Origin of the sequence: Enterobacter sp. MGH 16, from assembly GCF_000493175.1 — a bacterium.
Classification (GTDB): Bacteria; Pseudomonadota; Gammaproteobacteria; order Enterobacterales; family Enterobacteriaceae; genus Enterobacter; species Enterobacter roggenkampii.
Genome location: NZ_KI535695.1, coordinates 1756976 through 1776725, shown reverse-complemented (window position 1 = coordinate 1776725; position 19750 = coordinate 1756976). Strand labels below are relative to the sequence as shown.

The 19750-nt window shown below is 52.5% G+C and carries 18 protein-coding genes and 1 pseudogene; 5 read left to right on the top strand and 14 right to left on the bottom strand.

Going from position 1 to position 19750, the window contains the following annotated elements; translation table 11 throughout:
• Positions 1–158: 158 nt before the first annotated feature.
• Positions 159–1775 carry a peptide ABC transporter substrate-binding protein gene (locus tag L362_RS14310; protein ID WP_008501259.1) on the top strand — a complete coding sequence of 539 codons (1617 nt, stop codon included), beginning with the start codon at positions 159–161 and terminating at the stop codon, positions 1773–1775.
• Between the two features lie 89 nt (positions 1776–1864).
• On the opposite strand, the gene L362_RS14315 is transcribed toward L362_RS14310, so the two are convergent.
• The 4 genes from L362_RS14315 to L362_RS14325 form a co-directional block, all read right to left on the bottom strand.
• Positions 1865–2428: a DJ-1/PfpI family protein gene (locus L362_RS14315; protein ID WP_008501260.1), complete on the bottom strand. Its 564-nt coding sequence runs from the start codon at positions 2426–2428 to the stop codon at positions 1865–1867.
• Positions 2429–2645: 217 nt separating this feature from the next.
• Positions 2646–2786 carry an Ecr family regulatory small membrane protein gene (locus tag L362_RS24635; protein WP_021240268.1) on the bottom strand — a complete coding sequence of 47 codons (141 nt, stop codon included), beginning with the start codon at positions 2784–2786 and terminating at the stop codon, positions 2646–2648.
• Between the two features lie 74 nt (positions 2787–2860).
• Positions 2861–4096: a sensor domain-containing diguanylate cyclase gene (locus L362_RS14320; protein ID WP_023344315.1), complete on the bottom strand. Its 1236-nt coding sequence runs from the start codon at positions 4094–4096 to the stop codon at positions 2861–2863.
• A gap of 92 nt (positions 4097–4188) precedes the next feature.
• On the bottom strand, positions 4189–6312 hold the full coding sequence (locus L362_RS14325; protein WP_023344314.1) for a putative bifunctional diguanylate cyclase/phosphodiesterase: 2124 nt from the start codon (positions 6310–6312) through the stop codon (positions 4189–4191).
• Between the two features lie 457 nt (positions 6313–6769).
• Between L362_RS14325 and L362_RS14330 the strand changes: the two genes are divergently transcribed.
• From L362_RS14330 to dbpA, 4 genes are all read left to right on the top strand, one after another.
• A complete protein-coding gene (locus L362_RS14330) occupies positions 6770–7912 on the top strand; it encodes a methyl-accepting chemotaxis protein (RefSeq protein WP_023344313.1) in 1143 nt (380 codons plus the stop codon).
• A 155-nt stretch (positions 7913–8067) separates the two neighbouring features.
• Positions 8068–9051: a zinc transporter ZntB gene (gene zntB / locus L362_RS14335; protein WP_023292275.1), complete on the top strand. Its 984-nt coding sequence runs from the start codon at positions 8068–8070 to the stop codon at positions 9049–9051.
• A 291-nt stretch (positions 9052–9342) separates the two neighbouring features.
• Positions 9343–9507 (top strand): proline-rich small protein YnaL, encoded by a 165-nt coding sequence (locus L362_RS24920; protein WP_304665500.1) that lies wholly within the window; start codon positions 9343–9345, stop codon positions 9505–9507.
• Between the two features lie 27 nt (positions 9508–9534).
• Positions 9535–10908: an ATP-dependent RNA helicase DbpA gene (gene dbpA / locus L362_RS14340; protein ID WP_023327603.1), complete on the top strand. Its 1374-nt coding sequence runs from the start codon at positions 9535–9537 to the stop codon at positions 10906–10908.
• Between the two features lie 42 nt (positions 10909–10950).
• On the opposite strand, the gene ttcA is transcribed toward dbpA, so the two are convergent.
• The 10 genes and pseudogenes from ttcA to L362_RS24630 form a co-directional block, all read right to left on the bottom strand.
• A complete protein-coding gene (ttcA, locus tag L362_RS14345; protein ID WP_023344312.1) occupies positions 10951–11886 on the bottom strand; it encodes a tRNA 2-thiocytidine(32) synthetase TtcA in 936 nt (311 codons plus the stop codon).
• Positions 11887–11935: 49 nt separating this feature from the next.
• Positions 11936–13174 carry a site-specific integrase gene (locus L362_RS14350; RefSeq protein ID WP_023344311.1) on the bottom strand — a complete coding sequence of 413 codons (1239 nt, stop codon included), beginning with the start codon at positions 13172–13174 and terminating at the stop codon, positions 11936–11938.
• Position 13175: 1 nt separating this feature from the next.
• Complete coding sequence (gene xisR / locus L362_RS23810; RefSeq protein ID WP_023344310.1) at positions 13176–13388, bottom strand: excisionase family protein; 213 nt, start codon at positions 13386–13388, stop codon at positions 13176–13178.
• A gap of 64 nt (positions 13389–13452) precedes the next feature.
• Positions 13453–13695, bottom strand: a complete 243-nt coding sequence (locus L362_RS14355; protein WP_020882485.1) for a DUF4060 family protein — start codon at positions 13693–13695, stop codon at positions 13453–13455.
• 38 nt (positions 13696–13733) lie between these two features.
• A complete protein-coding gene (locus L362_RS14360) occupies positions 13734–14819 on the bottom strand; it encodes a RecT family recombinase (protein WP_023344309.1) in 1086 nt (361 codons plus the stop codon).
• Between the two features lie 9 nt (positions 14820–14828).
• Positions 14829–18002 carry a RecE family exodeoxyribonuclease gene (locus L362_RS14365; RefSeq protein WP_023344308.1) on the bottom strand — a complete coding sequence of 1058 codons (3174 nt, stop codon included), beginning with the start codon at positions 18000–18002 and terminating at the stop codon, positions 14829–14831.
• Between the two features lie 140 nt (positions 18003–18142).
• Entirely contained in the window at positions 18143–18307 is a 165-nt protein-coding gene (locus tag L362_RS24805) for a YdaE family protein (protein ID WP_023344307.1), read from the bottom strand.
• A pseudogene (locus tag L362_RS24915) lies at positions 18300–18455 on the bottom strand (hypothetical protein); the annotation flags it as partial. The pseudogene L362_RS24915 and the gene L362_RS24805, both read right to left, overlap by 8 nt.
• Before the next feature lie 407 nt (positions 18456–18862).
• A complete protein-coding gene (locus L362_RS0122940) occupies positions 18863–19246 on the bottom strand; it encodes a hypothetical protein (RefSeq protein ID WP_023344306.1) in 384 nt (127 codons plus the stop codon).
• Positions 19247–19684 carry a hypothetical protein gene (locus tag L362_RS24630; RefSeq protein WP_023344305.1) on the bottom strand — a complete coding sequence of 146 codons (438 nt, stop codon included), beginning with the start codon at positions 19682–19684 and terminating at the stop codon, positions 19247–19249.
• Positions 19685–19750: the final 66 nt, after the last annotated feature.

Sequence of the window (19750 nt, the reverse complement as noted above, 5' to 3'; positions counted from 1 at the left end):
AGGCAGTGTTGTGCAAAAGCCGCTGTTAATCAAATAGTTTCCTTAACGGCTGAGAATTGCCTTAAATCACTATTCAGGCGTAAGTTGTTTGCATTTCTTACTGTCGAAACAAATAATTACGCATCTGCTTTTTACCAGAATTTTTTAAAGGGGATCTTATGAAGCATCCTGTTTCGCGTCTTTTTGCCGCACTTTGCCTGTGCGGACTCTCTTCACTCTCATACGCTGCCGATGTGCCACAGGGCACGGTGCTGGCGCAAAAACAGGAGCTGGTCAGACACATTAAAGACGAACCGGCTTCGCTCGATCCCGCAAAAGCGGTGGGGTTGCCAGAGATTCAGGTGATTCGCGATCTTTTCGAAGGGCTGGTAAATCAGAATGAGAGAGGGGAACTGACCCCGGGCGTGGCGACGCGCTGGCAGAGCAACGATAATCGAATCTGGACGTTCACCCTGCGCGATAACGCAAAATGGTCTGACGGTACGCCGGTTACCGCGCAGGATTTTGTCTACAGCTGGCAGCGTCTGGTTGATCCGAAAACGACCTCTCCGTTTGCCTGGTTTGCGGCGCTGGCGGGCATCAGCAACGCGCAGGCCATTATTGATGGTAAAGCGGCGCCAGATACCCTGGGCGTGACGGCGGTGGATGCCAGAACGTTGCGCGTCCAGCTGGATAAACCGCTACCGTGGTTTAGCAACCTGACGGCAAACTTCGCCTTCTATCCGGTGCAAAAAGCCAATGTTGAAAGCGGGAAAGAGTGGACGCGTCCAGGAGCGCTGGTCGGTAACGGGGCCTACGTTCTGAACGCGCGCGTGGTGAATGAAAAACTGGTTGTCGTGCCGAACACCCACTACTGGGACAATGCGAAAACTGTCCTGCAAAAAGTGACCTTTATTCCGATTAATCAGGAATCGTCCGCCACGAAACGCTATCTGGCAGGGGATATCGATATTACCGAATCGTTCCCGAAAAACATGTATCAGAAGCTCCTGAAGGATATTCCTGGCCAGGTGTATACGCCGCCTCAGCTCGGGACCTATTACTACGCGTTTAACACGCAAAAGGGCCCGACCGCCGATGCCCGGGTCCGTCTTGCGCTGAGCATGACTATCGATCGCCGCATTATGGCGGATAAGGTACTGGGTACCGGCGAAAAACCGGCCTGGCATTTTACCCCTGACGTGACGGCGGGCTTCACGCCTGAACCTTCGCCGTTCGAGCAGATGTCCCAGCAGGAGCTGAACGCTCAGGCCAAAACCTTGCTCCAGGCCGCAGGCTACGGCCCTCAGCGTCCGCTGAAGCTGAACCTGCTGTACAACACGTCGGAAAACCACCAGAAAATCGCCATTGCGGTGGCGTCCATGTGGAAGAAAAACCTCGGTGTGGACGTCAAGCTGCAAAATCAGGAGTGGAAAACCTACATCGACAGCCGCAACACCGGCAATTTTGATGTGATCCGCGCGTCATGGGTGGGGGATTACAACGAGCCCTCGACCTTCCTGTCCCTGCTGACCTCTACCCACAGCGGCAATATCTCGCGCTTCAACGACCCGGCTTACGATAAAATAATCCACCAGGCGACGCTCGAAACCACGGCGAAAGCGCGTAATACGGACTACAACATGGCGGAGAAAATCCTCATGGAGAAAGCGCCGATCGCGCCTATTTACCAGTACACCAACGGTCGTCTGATTAAGCCGTGGGTGAAAGGATATCCGATTAATAACCCAGAAGACGTGGCGTATAGCCGGACGATGTATATTGAGAAGCACTGATGGTTAATGCGAACTGGCGCACGTGAGCGCCAGTTTTGCCATGGATGATACCGCGCTGTGCTTTCCGGCAGCGATAAGAGCGGGACGTATTATTCTAACAACGCATTAAACTTCGCCAGCCACTGCGGATGGGCGGGCCACGCGGGAGCCGTCACCAGGTTGCCGTCGACATGTGCCTGATCGATGCCAATCGTGGCATAGTGTCCTCCCGCGAGACGGACCTCAGGAGCACAGGCCGGGTAGGCGCTACAGGTACGGCCTTTCAGGATGCCCGCGGCGGCAAGCAGCTGCGGGCCATGGCACACCGCTGCAATCGGTTTGCGCGCGGCGTCAAACGCCTGCACCAGCTTTAACACGTCCTCATTTAGCCGCAGATACTCGGGCGCTCTCCCGCCGGGGATGAGCAGCGCGTCGTAGTCCTGCTCCTTTACGGCGGAAAAGTCGGCGTTGAGGGTAAAGCGGTGACCGGGTTTTTCGCTATAGGTCTGGGCGCCGTCGAAATCATGGATTGCCGTTATGATGTAGTCGCCCTTCGGTTTGTCGGGGCAGACGGCATCCACCTGATGACCAACCATCTGTAACGCCTGAAAAGGCACCATGGTTTCGTAATCTTCGGCGTAATCGCCAACCAGCATCAGGATCTTCTTGCTCATCATTCCTCTCCCTTGTCATTAAAGATGATTAAGATATAGCCTGGCGTGGCTGAAATGCCGGAAATAAAAAAGCCCGTCAGAGCACGGGCAACATAAGCAAGTGAATAAATGATTCGTTATCAACGTAGTTGGAGGATAACGACGCGTATCTTACGCGGCCGTCAGGCTGGCAGATACCTGACAAATTCGGTAGGTGAAACACGATATTAAACGTGCGTTAAGGGGCGTCGAAGGTCGGATAAAGACTATTTTCGAGAAACTCGACGAGATACCAGATTTCCCCGCTAAAAATAAACCAGAAGCCAAATATAATAAGGAGCAAAATAATTAAGGTGAGTATTATTTCTGTTTTGCCCATTGCAGATTTTACCCACCTGACGTTAATTTATTCGAGGCAGGCATTGTAGCGGGGCTTTCCCGTATACTCCAGTTTCATGCTGCAAGGACTTTATTGCGCCCATCATTTTTAGCGCGATACAGCGCATCGTCTACACGCTTAAACAGCTCATCAATCGTCTCCCCCGGGTTATGTCGCGCCACGCCAATGCTGACGGTAAACCGTGGTAAGCCCGGAATCGTAATGCGGGCAACGGCTGCACGGATCGACTCGGCAATCTGCAACGCGGTGTCGAGAGAGGTATGCGGCAGCAGGATGACGAACTCTTCGCCCCCCCAGCGGAACACCATGTCGTTCTCCCGACTGCAGGCTTCCAGCGTTCGGGAGAGGGCAATAAGCACCTCATCGCCCTTCAAATGACCAAACAGGTCGTTGATGTTTTTGAAGTGATCGGTGTCCACCAGCAGCAGGCTAAACTGCTGCTGGGCAGGTCGATTATTGAGATTGTTGGGGTCGGTAATCGCGTAGAACTGGCGTCGGTTGAGTAACCCGGTCATGGAGTCACGTAACGCGGCATGTTCCAGCTCTTGCTCCAGTCTTTTTTGCTCGGTGATATCGTGGATGATGCACAGCATCAGCTTGTCACCGTAGATCTCAATGGGTCCGGCATACGTCTGAACATGGCGGGTGGAACCATCGGCAAGGCGGTGAACAAAGTTGAGCGGCTTATGGCCGCCGGGCAGCGCGGCAATCGCGGTCATAATGGGCATCACGTCTCGCCCCAGGGTATTGATTTCCCAGGTATGCTTGCTGCACATACCATCATGCGAGTAACCGTAAAAATTGAGCGCAGCCAGGTTGGCATCAACAATCTGACCATCGCGGGCAGGATCGATTAACAGCATCGGCGCGCTGTTGGTCTGAAAAAAACGGGCGTAAAACCCCTGTTTTTTTCGCCGGTAGGTTGCGGAGCGGCTGGCCTTCAGTCCTGAGAGGATATGTTGGGCGATCCCCTCGAAGACAATCACATCTCCCCAGGGGGCGTAACGGGCAAGCGAGAGACGACAGCTTAACGGCGTATCCAGCCCATCCCGGCTTCTTATTGTCCAGATTTCGACGATCTCCTGCTCGGTTTTCAGTTCAGGTACATACATCGACAGGAGAGCTTGTGCATTCGCGGAATAGATGCCTTTACGCAGCTGATCGAGCGTCTTATCTCCCATAAGCTGCGTTGCGACCACGTTCGCAAAAACGATCTCTTCCGAAACGGGTGAAATAAGCCACACGGGTGTTTTAATGGCGTTCAGCGCTTCAAAACCGTTTTGCGACATAGGCATTTCCTGTTCATCGGCTTAATACGCCTGACAATCATGACAGACGTGACTCGTGTGTTCTGCTTTGAAACATACTCTACTAAACCCCGTCAGGCATGGTTTTTTTGTGAAATAAATGCGGCGTCCGTTTGAATTTTATTAAGGGGGATAATTTGCCTTTCTGAGTTTATCTGCAGAAGCAGCCACGGCACCTGTTCGGCAGGTAAGGGGCGGGAGAAGAGGTAACCCTGCAGGTAGTCGCAGCCGAGACGGGTGAGAACCGCCTGCTGTTCTTCCGTTTCAATCCCTTCAGCCACCACGTTCATCTCCATGGTGCGGGCGATACTCATAATGGTTTCAACCAGCTTGTAGGTTTTTTCATTTTCCAGCATCGACGTTACAAAGCTTTTGTCGATCTTGAGCTCTTTTGCCGGCAGCACGCTCAGCATCAGCAGGTTGGAGTAGCCCGTACCAAAATCATCAATCGAGACGGTGATCCCCGCATGATTAAAGGCGTTGAGCAACTCAATGCTGCGGTCGAGATTTTTCAGCGCGGTGCTCTCCGTGACCTCAAGGATCAGCCTGGACGGGGACAAGTTATATTTTTCCAGCATCGACGACACGATGTGGAAAATGTCCGGCTGCTCGAACTGGACGGGGGATAAGTTGAGCGATAACGTCCACTGGCTGAACCCTTGTTCAGTCCAGAAATGCAGCTGTCGACATGCCGCTTCAATGGCCCAGTTGCCCACCGGAATAATTAAGCCGGTTTGCTCCAGCGAGGGGATAAACAGACCAGGCAGCACAACGCCTTGCTCAGGGTGCCGCCAGCGCAGCAGGGCTTCAAAACCATGGATAGTCTTCTCTTGCGCATACCAGGTTGGCTGGTACCACAGTTCAAACTGATCGCGCTCAGGCGCCTGAGAGAGCTCCTGAAGAAAACCGGGTTTTGCCGGGATTGCTGTCGACATCTCGGTTCTGTAACGCGCCCAGCCGTTGCGGCCGTCGTCTTTGACGTGATGCAGGGCTGCATCTGCTTTGAGTTTCAGTTCATGCAGCGTTTCGCCATCCTGAGGATAGAGGCTGACGCCCGCACTGATTGTTGTGTTAAGCGTATGACCACAGATCGAAAGAGGACGTCGCACATCCTCGAGCAGCGACGCGAGCAGGGCGTTGAGTTTGTCGTCGTCACATTCCGGCACCAGCAGGATAAAAGCGTCTCCTCCCAGCCTTGCCAGGGTCATTTCACGCGAGAGCCGGGAAGTGATGCGCTGTGCAACGGTGATCAATAACTCATCGCCGACGCTGTGACCCCAGGTATCGTTGACGCGTTTGAAGTGATCGACGTTCAGGAAAATAACGGCAAATTGCCTGTTGCTCAGCAACGCGCTGCGCAGGCAGTCCTGCATGCGGAGATCCATCTGATGGCGATTCGCGAGTCCGGTGAGCGCATCAAAGCGCGCCTGGAGCTCAAGCTGCCGATTGAGTTGTCGAAGATTATCCGTCAACCGGCCGGTGCGACGGTGAGAATCGATAAGGGAAATAATTAGCATCACGCCAAGCAGGCAGAGCGTGGTGACAGAAACCCAGATGGATAACCCCAGCTCGCCGATCCCGCCTGGGAGGGTATGCGACATTTCCGGGTAATGCGCGGCGCTCATGCCGGTATAGTGCATCGCACAAATGGCGGCGCCCATGACCAGGGCGGCGAGAAGGCGCTCGATAAAAACCCCTTTGTCTCGCAGGCGGAAAGCCAGCCACAGCGCCGTGCCGGACGCCACCACGGCAATGACCACCGACAACCCCACAATACGGCGATCCCAGATAATGCTGCCATCCAGCATCAGGGCAGCCATACCGATATAGTGCATAGATACCACGCCTGCGCTCAGGATAGCCGTGGCAACGATCGGTCGAAACGAAGAACGTTTTTTTCCCGCGACGGCAATATCAAGGGCCGTGGTCGACGCAATAATCGCGACGCCCAGAGACGCAAGGGTTAACCAGAGGTCATAGCGCATCATCATCGGCATCTGCATCGACAGCATGCCGATAAAGTGCATCGACCAGATGCCGATCCCCAGCGTCATACCCCCGGCAATGCGCCAGAACAGGGCAGCCTTTCGGCTGGAAAGGGGGATCTTTCCGGCACTGTCCAGCGCCACAAAGGAAGCGATAAATGCCACCAGATAAGAGATAGCGATTAACACAGGGTCCCACGATATATTGAGCATTATGCAATCCCACGCCTGAGAGGGTTACCGATTTCGCCTGCCGGGCACATCTTAATCTGGCAACGAACATGCGCATTCAAACAATATTAGTTATTTATCGTGAAGCATGACCAGTCATATTAATACTCTACATCGCATTAAGAATATAAAATATATTCTCATTGTTAACGTATTAAGCATTGCTAAACAAGAGCGAATAAAAGTAGCAAAGCTCCTTAAATATAACGGCGATTGTATCGGTTCGCCGCAGCGGATGGTATCGCTTAACGTGGCGGCAGACCAGTATCACAGCATGGTGCGAAGAACATTTTCACTAATACGCTTTTTTCATCTGACTTAAGCTAAATCCCAGGTTGCTAACGGCGAAACAACAAACCCGTGAAGTTTCCGAGGAAAAACGTTTGTGCCAATGCTATAAGTCTAGATGCCGACCAAAATATAAAATGTGGGTATCATCATGCTAAGAAATATTAGTGTCCGAACCTTTATTATCGGGTTCCTTTTATCGCTATTTTTGGTAAACACAGGTGTCGTTGTTCTAATTTCCAGCAAGCCCTCTCTCTTTATTTCCCTAAACGTTATCAATTTCGTTGCGCTATTTTTGCTTTGGGTCTATATGACCCGGTATCTTGTGACGCCGATCAATACGGTGAAGAAAAGTATTGAAGAGGTGACTGCCGGCAACCTGGGGGTTTCTATCCCGGAGTTTGGCAATAACTGTGCGGGGCGACTCATTCCCGGGATCAACAGCCTGTCCGGCAACATTGCGACGCTGGTGCGTGAGATCAGGGCGTCATCGCAAACCGCCATGACCTTATCGGATCAGCTCTCAACACGTAGCGCTCAGCTCTCGGTCAAAACCGAACAGCAGTCTGCGTCTTTAGTGCAAACCGCAGCCAGCATGGAGCAAATGGCGGCGAGCACTAAAAATAACGCCGATAACACCCGCCTGGCGAGTGAACAGGCGAATATGGCGACGCTGCAGGCGCGTAAGGGCGGGGAGCTGATGGGGCAGGTTGCCAACAATATGCAGTCCATTACCGAATGCGCCCAGCAGATGACGGAGATCATTTCGCTGATTGACGGCATTGCGTTCCAGACCAATATTCTGGCGCTCAACGCGGCCGTTGAGGCGGCAAGAGCGGGCGACCATGGAAAAGGTTTTTCTGTCGTTGCGGAAGAGGTCAGAAACCTGGCGCACCGCAGCGCAGAGGCCGCGAAGAATATCAAAGCGCTGATTGAAGTCACCAGCAGTAACGTCACGCAGGGCGCGACCGTGGTGTCGCAGGCAGAGAAGAATATGCATGAAATCGTGACGGGCTCGGGAAACGTCAGTCGCTTAATGGATGAAATCTCCGCGTCGACGTCTGAGCAGGAGAAAGGTATTTCCCAGATCACGCTGGCGCTATCGGAGCTGGAGCGGGTCACGCAAAGCAACGTGGCGATGGCGGAGGAACTCAACGGCTCCTCGGATGTACTGCGCAATCAGGTGATTGAACTCCAGGCCCGCACGCGGAATTTCAGATTGGATCACGGGTCTTCGTCCCCATTACCGACCGGCTCACCCTCCTTCCTCCAGCAGCCAGAGCACTCTATCTGAAAGCGACACAAAGCCTGGCATGCCAGGCTTTTTTCATACATCTGCCCACCCAGCTCAATTCCCGAGCGATTTCAGCGCGATGGAATACATAGTTGTTGCTTAACCCCTCATGAAAGCTAGACTGACACCGAAAGAGTTAAAAAGGTGGAGGTGCTGTGGAAAGCATTAAAGGATCTGAACTTAACGTTCCTGACGCAGTTTTTGCGTGGGTGCTGGACGGCCGCGGCGGTGCCCGACCGCTGGAAGATAATGATGTGATCGACAGTGCGCATCCCTGCTGGCTGCATCTGAACTATACCCATCCGGACAGCGCTGACTGGCTGGCGTCGACCCCGCTCTTGCCCAATAACGTGCGCGATGCGCTGGCGGGTGAAAGTCTGCGGCCCCGCGTAAGCCGCATGGGTGACGGGACGCTGATTACCCTCCGCTGTATTAACGGCAGCACGGATGAACGTCCGGATCAGCTGGTGGCGATGCGGGTCTATATGGACGATGGGCTGATTGTCTCCACCCGACAGCGTAAGGTCCTGGCGCTGGATGACATCGTCAACGATCTGAAAGAGGGCACGGGGCCGATCGACTGCGGCAGCTGGCTGGTGGATGTCTGTGACGCGCTTACCGATCACGCCAGTGAGTTTATTGAAGAGCTGCACGACAAAATCATCGACCTGGAAGATAACCTGCTCGATCAGCAGATCCCGCCGCGCGGTTTTCTGGCCTTATTGCGCAAGCAGCTGATTGTTATGCGCCGCTACATGACGCCGCAGCGCGACGTGTATGCGCGGCTGGCCAGCGAAAGGCTCGCCTGGATGAACGACGACCATCGGCGCAGAATGCAGGATATTGCCGACAGGCTGGGCCGCGGGCTGGATGAAATTGATTCCTGTATTGCCAGAACGGCGGTGATGGCGGACGAAATCGCGCAGGTGATGCAGGAGTCGCTGGCGCGAAGAACCTATACGATGTCCCTGATGGCGATGGTGTTTTTACCGAGCACGTTTCTGACAGGGTTGTTTGGCGTCAACCTGGGCGGAATTCCGGGTGGCGCTTATCGCTACGGTTTTACGGCGTTTTGCGTGATGTTAGTTGTTTTGATTGGGGGTGTTGCATGGTGGTTGCATCGTAGTAAATGGCTGTAAATTTACGCTTTTTTCATCTTTTTCCGGGATTAAAACGCTCTTTTAATTGAGCGAAGTCAATAAACATCTACCCCGTAAGGTGCAATATTACTCCCGCAGGTGAATGCAACGTCAAGCGATGGGCGTTGCGCTCCATATTGTCTTACTTCCTTTTTTGAATTACTGCATAGCACAATTGATTCGTACGACGCCGACTTCATAGTCGGCTTTTTTTTGCCTCCTGATTCTGAGCGTCTACCCTAAAAGGGATGACAGCAAATTATGGAGGGAATGATGAGCATCCTTAACGCTCTGCTACTGCCACAATCGCGTCAATCCGATCCTATCCCCAGCGATCCGGTACCTATGCCCGATCCCATCCCGCGTCCCCAGCCGATGCCCGACCCGCCGCCCGATGAAGAACCGATTAAATTGTCGCATCGGACCGCGAGATCTGCGAGGATACGCGCCATCTGACCGCAAAGATCACCACGAGAGACAATTGTGACCGCTTTTTCTACCCTGAATGTTCTGCCCGATGCCCAACTCGCTAACCTCAACGAGTTGGGATACCTCACGATGACGCCTGTTCAGGCGGCCGCCTTACCCGCCATTCTTGAGGGCCGTGACGTGCGCGTGCAGGCGAAAACGGGCAGTGGGAAAACGGCGGCCTTTGGCCTTGGCCTGTTGCAGCATATCGATGCGGCGCTTTTTCAGACCCAGTCTTTGGTGCTGTGTCCGACCCGCGAGCTGGCAGACCAGGTTGCGGGTGAACTTCGTCGCCTGGCACGTTTCCTGCCAAACACCAAGATTTTAACCCTCTGCGGCGGGCAGCCGTTCGGTGCCCAGCGTGATTCGCTTCAGCATGCGCCGCACATCATTGTCGCGACGCCGGGACGCCTGCTCGATCACCTGCAAAAAGGCACGGTCTCGCTGGATGCGCTACAAACGCTGGTGATGGATGAGGCCGATCGGATGCTGGATATGGGCTTCAGCGAGGCCATTGACGAAGTGATCCGTTTCGCACCGGCCGATCGCCAGACGCTTCTGTTCTCCGCAACCTGGCCGGAAGCTATCGCCGCCATCAGCGGGCGCGTGCAGAAAAATCCTCTTACCATTGAAATCGACAGCGTAGATGCGCTGCCCGCCATCGAACAGCAGTTCTTTGAAACCTCGCAGCAGGGGAAGATCCCACTCCTGCAGAAATTACTGAGCCAGCATCAGCCTGCCTCCTGCGTGGTGTTCTGTAACACCAAAAAAGACTGTCAGTCGGTTTGTGATGCCCTGAATGCCGCCGGGCAGAGCGCACTGTCGCTGCATGGCGATCTTGAACAGCGCGATCGCGATCAGACGCTGGTCCGTTTCGCGAACGGCAGCGCCCGCGTGCTGGTGGCGACCGACGTCGCTGCGCGCGGTCTGGATATCAAATCGCTTGAGCTGGTGGTGAACTTTGAGCTGGCGTGGGATCCAGAAGTACACGTGCACCGTATTGGCCGTACCGCGCGCGCAGGAAACAGCGGTCTGGCGATCAGCTTCTGCGCACCTGAAGAGGCGCAGCGCGCCAATATTCTCTCTGAGATGCTGCAGATTAAGCTGAACTGGATGAATCCCCCAGCCGGCGTCAGCCTTGTGCCGCTGGAGGCCGAAATGGCGACCCTGTGCATTGATGGCGGTAAAAAAGCCAAGATGCGTCCTGGTGATGTACTCGGTGCACTGACCGGGGATGTGGGTCTGGACGGGGCAGATATCGGTAAGATTGCGGTCCATCCGGCGCATGTCTACGTCGCGGTTCGCCAGGCGGTTGCCCATAAGGCATGGAAGCAGCTGCAAAACGGGAAAATTAAGGGTAAAACCTGCCGCGTACGTCTGCTGAAATAAAGCATGAAGCGTCTCAGACGGTGTTTCTGAGACGCTAACCGCTTACTTCACTTCAAGCACGTTCAGACGCAACGCTTCAAACTGATTGTCATCGTCTTCCGGCTGCCAGCCTGCTGGCTGCATCGGGATCTCTTCCCGGTCAAACGCCAGATCGCCGCCGTTCACGACTTCTGACTCGTGATTGATGCCTTTAAAGTCGAACAGTTCCACATCCGCGAGATGGGAAGGGACGACGTTCTGCATGGCGCTGAACATGGTTTCGATACGTCCCGGATAGCGCTTATCCCAGTCGCGCAGCATGTCGCCAATCACCTGACGCTGCAGGTTCGGCTGAGAGCCGCAGAGGTTACATGGAATGATCGGGAACCCTTTTGCCTGAGAAAAACGCTCGATGTCTTTTTCACGGCAGTAAGCAAGCGGGCGGATCACAATATGTTTACCGTCATCACTCATCAGCTTAGGCGGCATACCTTTCATCTTGCCGCCGTAGAACATATTGAGGAACAGGGTTTGCAGGATATCGTCGCGGTGGTGTCCCAGCGCAATTTTGGTCGCGCCCAGCTCGGTCGCGGTGCGATACAGAATACCGCGGCGCAGACGAGAGCACAGAGAGCAGGTGGTTTTCCCTTCAGGAATTTTCTCTTTCACAATACCGTAGGTATTTTCTTCGACGATTTTGTACTCAACGCCCAGATTTTCGAGGTATTCCGGCAGAATGTGCTCCGGGAAGCCCGGCTGTTTCTGGTCAAGGTTGACCGCCACCAGGGAAAAATTCACCGGCGCGCTTTGCTGAAGATTACGCAGGATCTCCAGCATGGTGTAGCTGTCTTTACCCCCTGACAGGCAAACCATGATGCGGTCGCCTTCTTCAATCATGTTGAAGTCTGCAATGGCTTCGCCCACGTTACGGCGCAGTCGCTTTTGCAGTTTATTCAGGTTGTATTGCTCTTTCTTTGTATTTGATTGATTTTCTTGCATTTATTACTACCTTCGGAGCCGATAGGGGCATAATAGGGGCAAAAATTTTTCAGCGTGCCAGCTTATCGTTAAGCATCAGCACCTGTTCGCCATTCATTTCTTCAATCCACGCACCGTAGACTTCATAAACCATTTGCGCGTTTTCATGCCCCATCTGGCTGGCTATGAAAGACGGGTTAGCGCCGGCAGATAAAAGCCAGCAGGCAAAAGTATGCCGCGTATGGTACGGATTCCGGCGGCGAATACCAGCACGTTTTACAGCTGCGTTGAATCTCGCACCGATGCTCGATAAAGAGTAGTAGGCTTTCTGTTCTCCTTTGCGCATCCGGGGTATGAAAACGAATCGCAGGCTTTGATGTTCCACTGCGCCATACTCGCGATGATTAAAGACAATTTCGGTTTTAGGCTGTAGCGCTGTCAGCTTGCGCTGTGCTTTCAAGGCTTCAAGTGCCGGCTCTAAAAGGGTTATAACCCGGTTACCTGCTTCGGTTTTTGGTGGGCCGAACATGCCCAAGGCATTAAGATTGCGCTGTATATGAGCCGTGCCTTTTTCCCAATCGATATCTTCCCAGGCAAGAGCTGCAAGCTCTCCATGACGGACACCAGTATAAACTGCGAATGTCCACATATTGAGGCTTTGGCCACGCTCGGATTCCGAGAGCAAACTAAACTCCTGCTTCGTTAAAGGATCCGGTTTTACTTTCCCTTTGTGTAGTTTCTTGATTCCTTCGAAGGGCTTGCCACTGATAAAGCCAGATTTGTGTGCAAACCGAAGCAGGGAGCACAGAAGCGATATATAGTTGTTCACGGTACGCACAGTGCGTCCCTGTTTGTTACTTCTGGGATTTGCCAGGTAAAGTGTCTCACCGTTCAACAGCTCCTTTCTGTATTTCAGAATGTCGCTGTGGCGTATAGTTGAAACAGGCGTATCTCCGTTAATGATGTGCATTAACGTACCGAGTTGTGAGCGAGTCTTACGCATGGTATTCGCGCTAATTTCGGTTTCTTTAATGCTCGTCCAAAGTTCACACAGCTCTGAAAAAGTTTGAACTGAAACAGTGGTTACGGTTTTTTTTGCTCTGGACGATGAAGGAAAGCGCTGGTGGTAATCAAACTCTCCAAGGTTGATCTCACTAACGATCACAGCCCGAAGATTCCCGGCTTTTTTGATGTTCGCCGGGGTGTTAATCCAACCTTTGAGAATTTCGCGGCAACGCTTTCCCCGGTACATAAACCAGATACAAATCTTATTGTTTCTGATTTCGACACCTGTAGGCAAAGCTGCCATCTTACGCATCCCTTATTAACTGATTAATTCTCGGATAGTTGTACCAGGTTGTGCCACGCAAGGTTCTTTCTCCAGATGGGGATACCCGTTTAAAATGGACACCTTCCACCCAACAGCCCTGACGATACTTCTCTATCTGTCGTTCGGTCAGGCCTGTTTTTTCTGTGAGCCTTGCACCAACAACCCATTCTTCGTTAAAAATTACCTGCGACATGGTTCACCTCAGGTAACCGGCATGAGTATAGATATGCCGGTCTGTAGTCGTTGATATTTCAGTTTCAGTTTGCCTGGCCGGGCAGGGAACGCAGTCGGCGCATACCGGTCATTGCTGTGGCCACGTAGCTTGCCTTGCAGTTGACCACTTCAACCCAGACCTTCACGCCTTCCACTCTCACCGTATAGGTCTCTTTCATCTTGCTGCGCCCATAGTCACCATATCTTTGCTGGTGGGCTGCGAGTGCGATTTCACATGCCTGGCGAGCCAAAGGGGATTGCTTACTGCCTCGATTAATCAGTCGCATTTTTTCTCCTTGAGGGAGGGTTTCCCCTCCCGATCTCGTTAGTCCACGTATTCCGGTTTCATATCCGCCAGAGTGATGCTGAACTGACCATGCAATTCATCGCCCAGATGACGTTTAGACGACGCAAGAACGCGCTCTACCTCTGCGAACCGCGCAGCTGCATCGGGTTCATCTGAAGGTGGCAAGGAATTGATGGCTGCTTCGACTTTGTTCCGTGCATCAACCAGGTAATAACGCTTCACGGCCTTGTTTTTCAGCTCAGTGAACAGGGCAGAACCCAGCGTTGCTTTCACGGTTTCAATATCTGCGCGCAGAGCTTTAGCGCTATCCACATCCTGAGCCGCCTCGATGCGGTCGCGGAAATCATCAGCTAGAGCATCGATGTTTTGTGCCGATTCATGAGCCGTTTGAGTAGTAGTGACGTTGTCACCTGAAATATCAGCGAGGCTAACGTGCTGCGCTGGTGCGGGGTTTACCTCTCGTTCTTCACGGCGATCATCGAGCTCATCCGGGGTGTAAACGCCCAGAATCACATCCGGGCAGAACAGTCTCGCCCAGCGTTTGACGGCCAAGTACGCCAGCTGCTGGCGAGGGGCGTCAGCCCATAGGGTAGAGTTTCGGGTTCTGGCCTGAGCCAGCAGTAAATCGAGTTCTCTCGGTTTATCCTCGCCTTTCAGGGTTGCGCTGATAATGATGCCAATCCCGGCTTCGTCAGCGAGGGTCCAGCCCGGGACGCGGTACTCGCCTTTATCGCTTTTACGGATGTGGAATTTTCCAACGACCTTTTCCCATGGCCCAAACCACTCATATTCAAAACGACTGGCCAGCACGCCGCTGCGTGAAATTACGGCATTAACCAGCTGCGCTTCATACCCGAGCACACCGTTAATCAGGTGCGTTTTCTGCGCTACGGCAAAGGGATTCATCTGCCACTGTGCCGCTTGCATCGCGACAGCCATGCAGTCGGCCTGATTGCCCTGCAGATGCTTAGGAACTGTAGCGGTGCCCTGCGCCATGATCTGCGCAAACGTGCTGATTGCATTCAGATACTGGGAATCAAACAGAGCCACATTAGAGTTAATAACGGTGTTCTGGTCAGCAACGGTAACGTTTGTGTTATGCATAAATCCCCCTTAAGCCTGAGCGCGCAGCGCTTCGAGGCGGCGCAGGTCGAAGTCGTTCAGTTCATCGGTGTAATCGGTAGTGATCGGCGCTGGCCACTCGCCCGTATCGAAGCCAGTGGCGATGGCGCGCATCGTTTTGCGGTACTCGAGCATGCCCAGTTCCAGCAGTTCGGTGGATGCCTCAATGATGGCGATCCAGTGGTAGTTCTCGTCTTTGTTGACGAAAATCCAGAAGAACTGGTCCAGCGCCGCGGTCTCGCAATACATAGCCGCGCTGAGGTGGTAGTCCCGGTCAATGATTTCCCGATGCAGTCTTGCGCGCAGGCTTTCTTGCTTCACATTCCACATGCTGATGGTTTTCAGGTCCGCACCGATGCGCACGCCGTCCAGTTCAATTTCGAGGTCCGGACGTACACGCACTTCTAAACCTGTTTCGTCGTCAAAACCGAAATAGCTCACTTCAACGGCGCGGCTTGGATGTGTCAGCAGCATGCCGGCGGTCGGGTGCGCCAGGAGTGCAGACTGAATTGCTCGCGCTGTGGCCAACTGCTGGCGAGTAACCAGAATCTTTTCACCAGGGTTGTCGCGCCAGGCATCTAACAGCTCGTCTACGAACACGGCATCGGGCTTAACTGATTTAACTGCCTGGATCATGTCTGCTTTGGTGCCGGACACTTTCAGCGGCGTCGGTTTCTGCGCTTCCTGTGCTACCAAATCAGGATTGATGATCGCTAATTGCTCGAGTAGCGCATCACGGCTGCCGCTGGTTTTAACCGGCACGGGCAGGGTGGCGTTGTACTCTTTGATGCAAGCCTTCATTGCCGTTGCTGTCTGCTTCTGGCCTTCTTCAATACGCTGGTACTCAGCAGGGAGAGCCATATAGCTTTGAGCCGTTTCTTCCAGGCTGGCGCCAGGCGGCACTGGAGCGGGAAGGGATGCGTTATGTTCTTCAAGCAACGCTTTAATATCGTCTGCACTCAGCTGCGCCGGCAGGCTGGCGTTGTAAGCATCTATGAACTCGCGCAGAGTTACTGTGGTGGTGAAAGCACCCTCCGGGATCTCAGGTTCTACGCTGAACTCTGCTTCAAGGTTTTCCGGCTGCAATGCAAGGGCGTGCACCAGGTTTCCCATGTCCAGCACTTTGGATGCTGTGCGCGGGATAGTTTTAGCCACATGGCGCGCGTTGAAGTACATCAGGCTGACGCGGGCATCTTTTACCTGGGTTGAGCTAATACCGTTTGCTGCGTGATAAACCTCATTCGGCAGACCTTCGTAGCGGCCAGGCTCGAAGTAAGCCGGGTATTCGATTACTGGCTCTGACTGCTGTTCTTCCGGCGCTACGGTAACTGCTTGCGTATTAGCTGCATCAGCGCCTTCGCCTGGTTGTACCGGATCAGTATTTTCGACTTTCTCTGGCTGAGTCGTTTCCATCTGCACATCGCTGGTGGTCTCCGCTGTGTTTTCCGTTTTTTCGACTTCATTTGAGGGGATATCGATGACCGGGGCGGTATTTCCAAGCATCAGACCATCGATGGAGAACACGCCGCTGCCAAGGCTTGCGACCTTTGGCTGGCTTGGAGTACTTGGTTCTTCCACTGTGGAATGACGAACCGCGCGGGAGTCTTCGCTCCATTCTGGATAGCCTTTAGAGCGCTCACCGTTTTCATAGATGCCGTTCGCCGTGAACCACTCACGCACCTGGCTACGCAGTTCGGTTGTGCTTTCTTCTCCAGACCATGAAATAGCGCGGGTAACTCCAAAAATACTGTTGGCGTCGTAGTCGAGGATGTCGGTAGTTTTACCAAGAACCTTGAGAGCCTTGGTGTGCGACTCATCTTTTTTGTCAGCGAGTTCTTTGGCGGCCAGGAGTTGCGTACGGTTGATTTGTCCCGGTACTGCATCTGGGTACAGCAGAGCAATCGCGATCTCAATGCTCAGATTCGCCATGTTCTGGGCAACAGCTCGTTTATAGGATTCTGTAGTTTCTGGCTTTGCTGGTTTTAAAGGTGCAGGAGAGCCTACTTCAGAAATGCGATTACCATCCGTCCATTCGCGCACCAGGGTGCCGCGATCGATATAATCAGTCGCCGCCCAGATTCTGGTGAAACGGAGAACCAAAGCGAGTTCGTGACGCTTATCTTGGCTGAACACCTTGCGAATGGCGTCGGTATAGCGCCACAGGTCTTTGGTGTCGTAACCCTTAACCTCTTCGCAGTTTTCTGCCGCCAGCAACAGGTTCTGGACATAGCTGTTGTCAGTGTCCATTTCCAGCGCGCAGATACCTTCGTATTCTTCGCGGGTTAAGTGGTGGCGCAGTTCGTTGGCGGTGAACTGGGCGAGTAGCTGCTTCCGGAACGGCATACGCACGACTGGATAACGAGTGGTTTCGTCATCATTCTCGTCAATCTGGATACCGTTATCAGGTTCCAGAACCTGAACGGTTGTAACGTTGGCGCCGCTGGTGCTTTCTGATTTGAGAAGAGCAAGCTTTCCGCTTCTCCACTCTTCAACTAACTGATTGCGGTCGCCGGCATCTGCTCTTGCCCAGTCAGCCATGAATGCAGCGATAATTTCGGTTTCGTGTGCTTCATCTGGCGTGAATACCAGCTTAATCGCCTGAACCAGTTTCCACTCAGCGTTCAGGCTGAGTTCGGCAACTTCAGGGATGTCGTTTTTTGCCTGGAGCAGGTTCTGGAGATAAGTGTTGCCTTCATCCAGTGACATTTCGCTGGCAGCCAGCTGCTGCTCTTTAGTGATATGTGACTGGTATTTGTCGCTGGTCAGGTGGACAGCAAAACGGACCGCTGGAGTGCGGTTTTCAAGCGGGACACTCTCGACGATAGTTTCGACATTAACGGACGTTTCCGGTGCGGCAGTGTTGTCCATGGCTGTAGTAGACTCAGCACCAGCCTTTGGCAGCCAGGTGCGTCCATCGTCCTGCAGTTCGTAGCGTTTGCACCAGGTGTAATCCACGGTGCTTTCTTCCGGGAGGTCGTTATACACCGGGAAATCGGTGCGAACCGGTTTGGCGTAATCCTTACCGCGTCCGGTTTCAATACCAGCATCTTCCAGCTCAACATCGAGCTGCAGGTTTGCACGGGCTTCTGATTTCGCAGTGAACCAAATCACTGCGTCTTCTTTGCCAGATTTCTGCGTAGCCTTAACTACATAGAAAAATTCCATGTGAGATCCTCTTTTTTGGATGTAAGATCCCCGGGCCAGAGATAGCGCCCATTGGGTGAACTTTGGTTTTTTAAGTAGTTTTCCGGTGTAACTTTGGTCGGGAGCACCGGACGTACGGGCCGCCTTGCGCGGCTTTTACGTTATGCCTCGTGGGCCATCTGGTCGTACGAAGCACAACGTTCAGAGCAGTATTCTTTTTCTTTGCGCGCCAGCTGTGCGCCGTTGCGATAGAGAAGGGTACTATTGACTACTTCCCCCGGTTTAACCGGCTTGCCGCAGTACCCGCATTTCGTTGAGTTACTCATCTGGATCCCCCTTTTGCGCCATTAGGTAGCACAAGCGGCGAAGAATCACTTCGAACAAGTTAAGTTTTATGGCCTGCTGCCGTCCTGGTTTGCGTGCGAAATCAATCATTCTCACCCTCGTTTGCCTTATCGCCGGCCAGCGGAACGTTTACACCTGATGCGCGTTAATCTCTCCACCTCATCCGACTATTCGTATGCCGTCGGCGGCTACTTCGTGGGCGTCCTGCCTTGGTGGTTCGTAGTGCGTCTTGGTTAGATGGATTAAATCACTGGTTTATATTAATGTCAGCTCATGGTTAATGATGCTTGTAAATCTACGGTTTATATGGATAGATATTGTGATGAGCCTGACGAATCGCAGGCAAAAAAAAACCGACGCAGTGGTCGGGGTTTGGGACAAGCGGACACGGGTTGGAGGGAGAGTTGATGGTTGCGGACAACAAAACCAGCGAGGTGGTCAAGGGTATTTATTCAAATTCTAGCTTAATATTCGTAGGGTAGACGTTAGCTGAAGTTTTGGCATAACCGCATGAAAAACCCGACACTGGGGTCGGGTTATGGCTTCTTCAAATACAGGTTAATTAAAAGTGTTATAACGGGCATTGCGACTGAAAAAAGTAATATAGTAAGAAACCATACTTTCATCGAATCAGCTGTAGGGCGCTTGGCTAATGCAGCATCAATTTCAGTAGCTTTTTGTAACAATACTGAGACATCTGTTTTCGTTGCAGAAGTCGTTTTCGTCAACTCTCTAATATCTTCACGAGCTTCGGCAAGGTTAACCTTGATATTCTCCACATCAGCTTCGAGTTTAGCTATGCGAATTTCAAGCATGTCATCCCCCCCACCATTTCCAGAACCATACTTTGAAGTATGGGTATGGTTGCTATCATTTTCAAGTTTATCTCTAGGATGTGCGAAGTGAAATACCTGACCCATTTACTTTCCCCCTGCGACAAAAACGCTTAAGAAACAACTTATAGAATCAACTTGCGTTTTGACGCCTTCTTCATTTTTTACCATTAAGCTGGTTCTGATTTCGTAAATGCCTGAGCAAGGAAATATAACATTACTTACATGCATAGCCGTCGTGACGATGACGGATTCATCACCGACATACGTTGTGTCCATAACCTCTTGAAAACCATCAAGAGAATCAGAATCAAGAGTGATTGCTTCATTGTCAAGATACACATCAACGGTTATAAAGGTATTTTTAAGGACCAGTAATAAAATTGAAGCAGTTACAATAATGGTATTTTTTTTAGAAGGGGAAATATCAATCAGAAGTGAATCGGGTTTATAAGGTTTTTTTGAAGATTGCCCCTCCCTTAGCAAAGTAGGATATACAAATAAAACCTTTTCTTTATTTTCCATATATATAACTCACTCCAAAAAAGTCTGTACTGATAATTTGTAAAATTTTAATCCGGACAGAATACT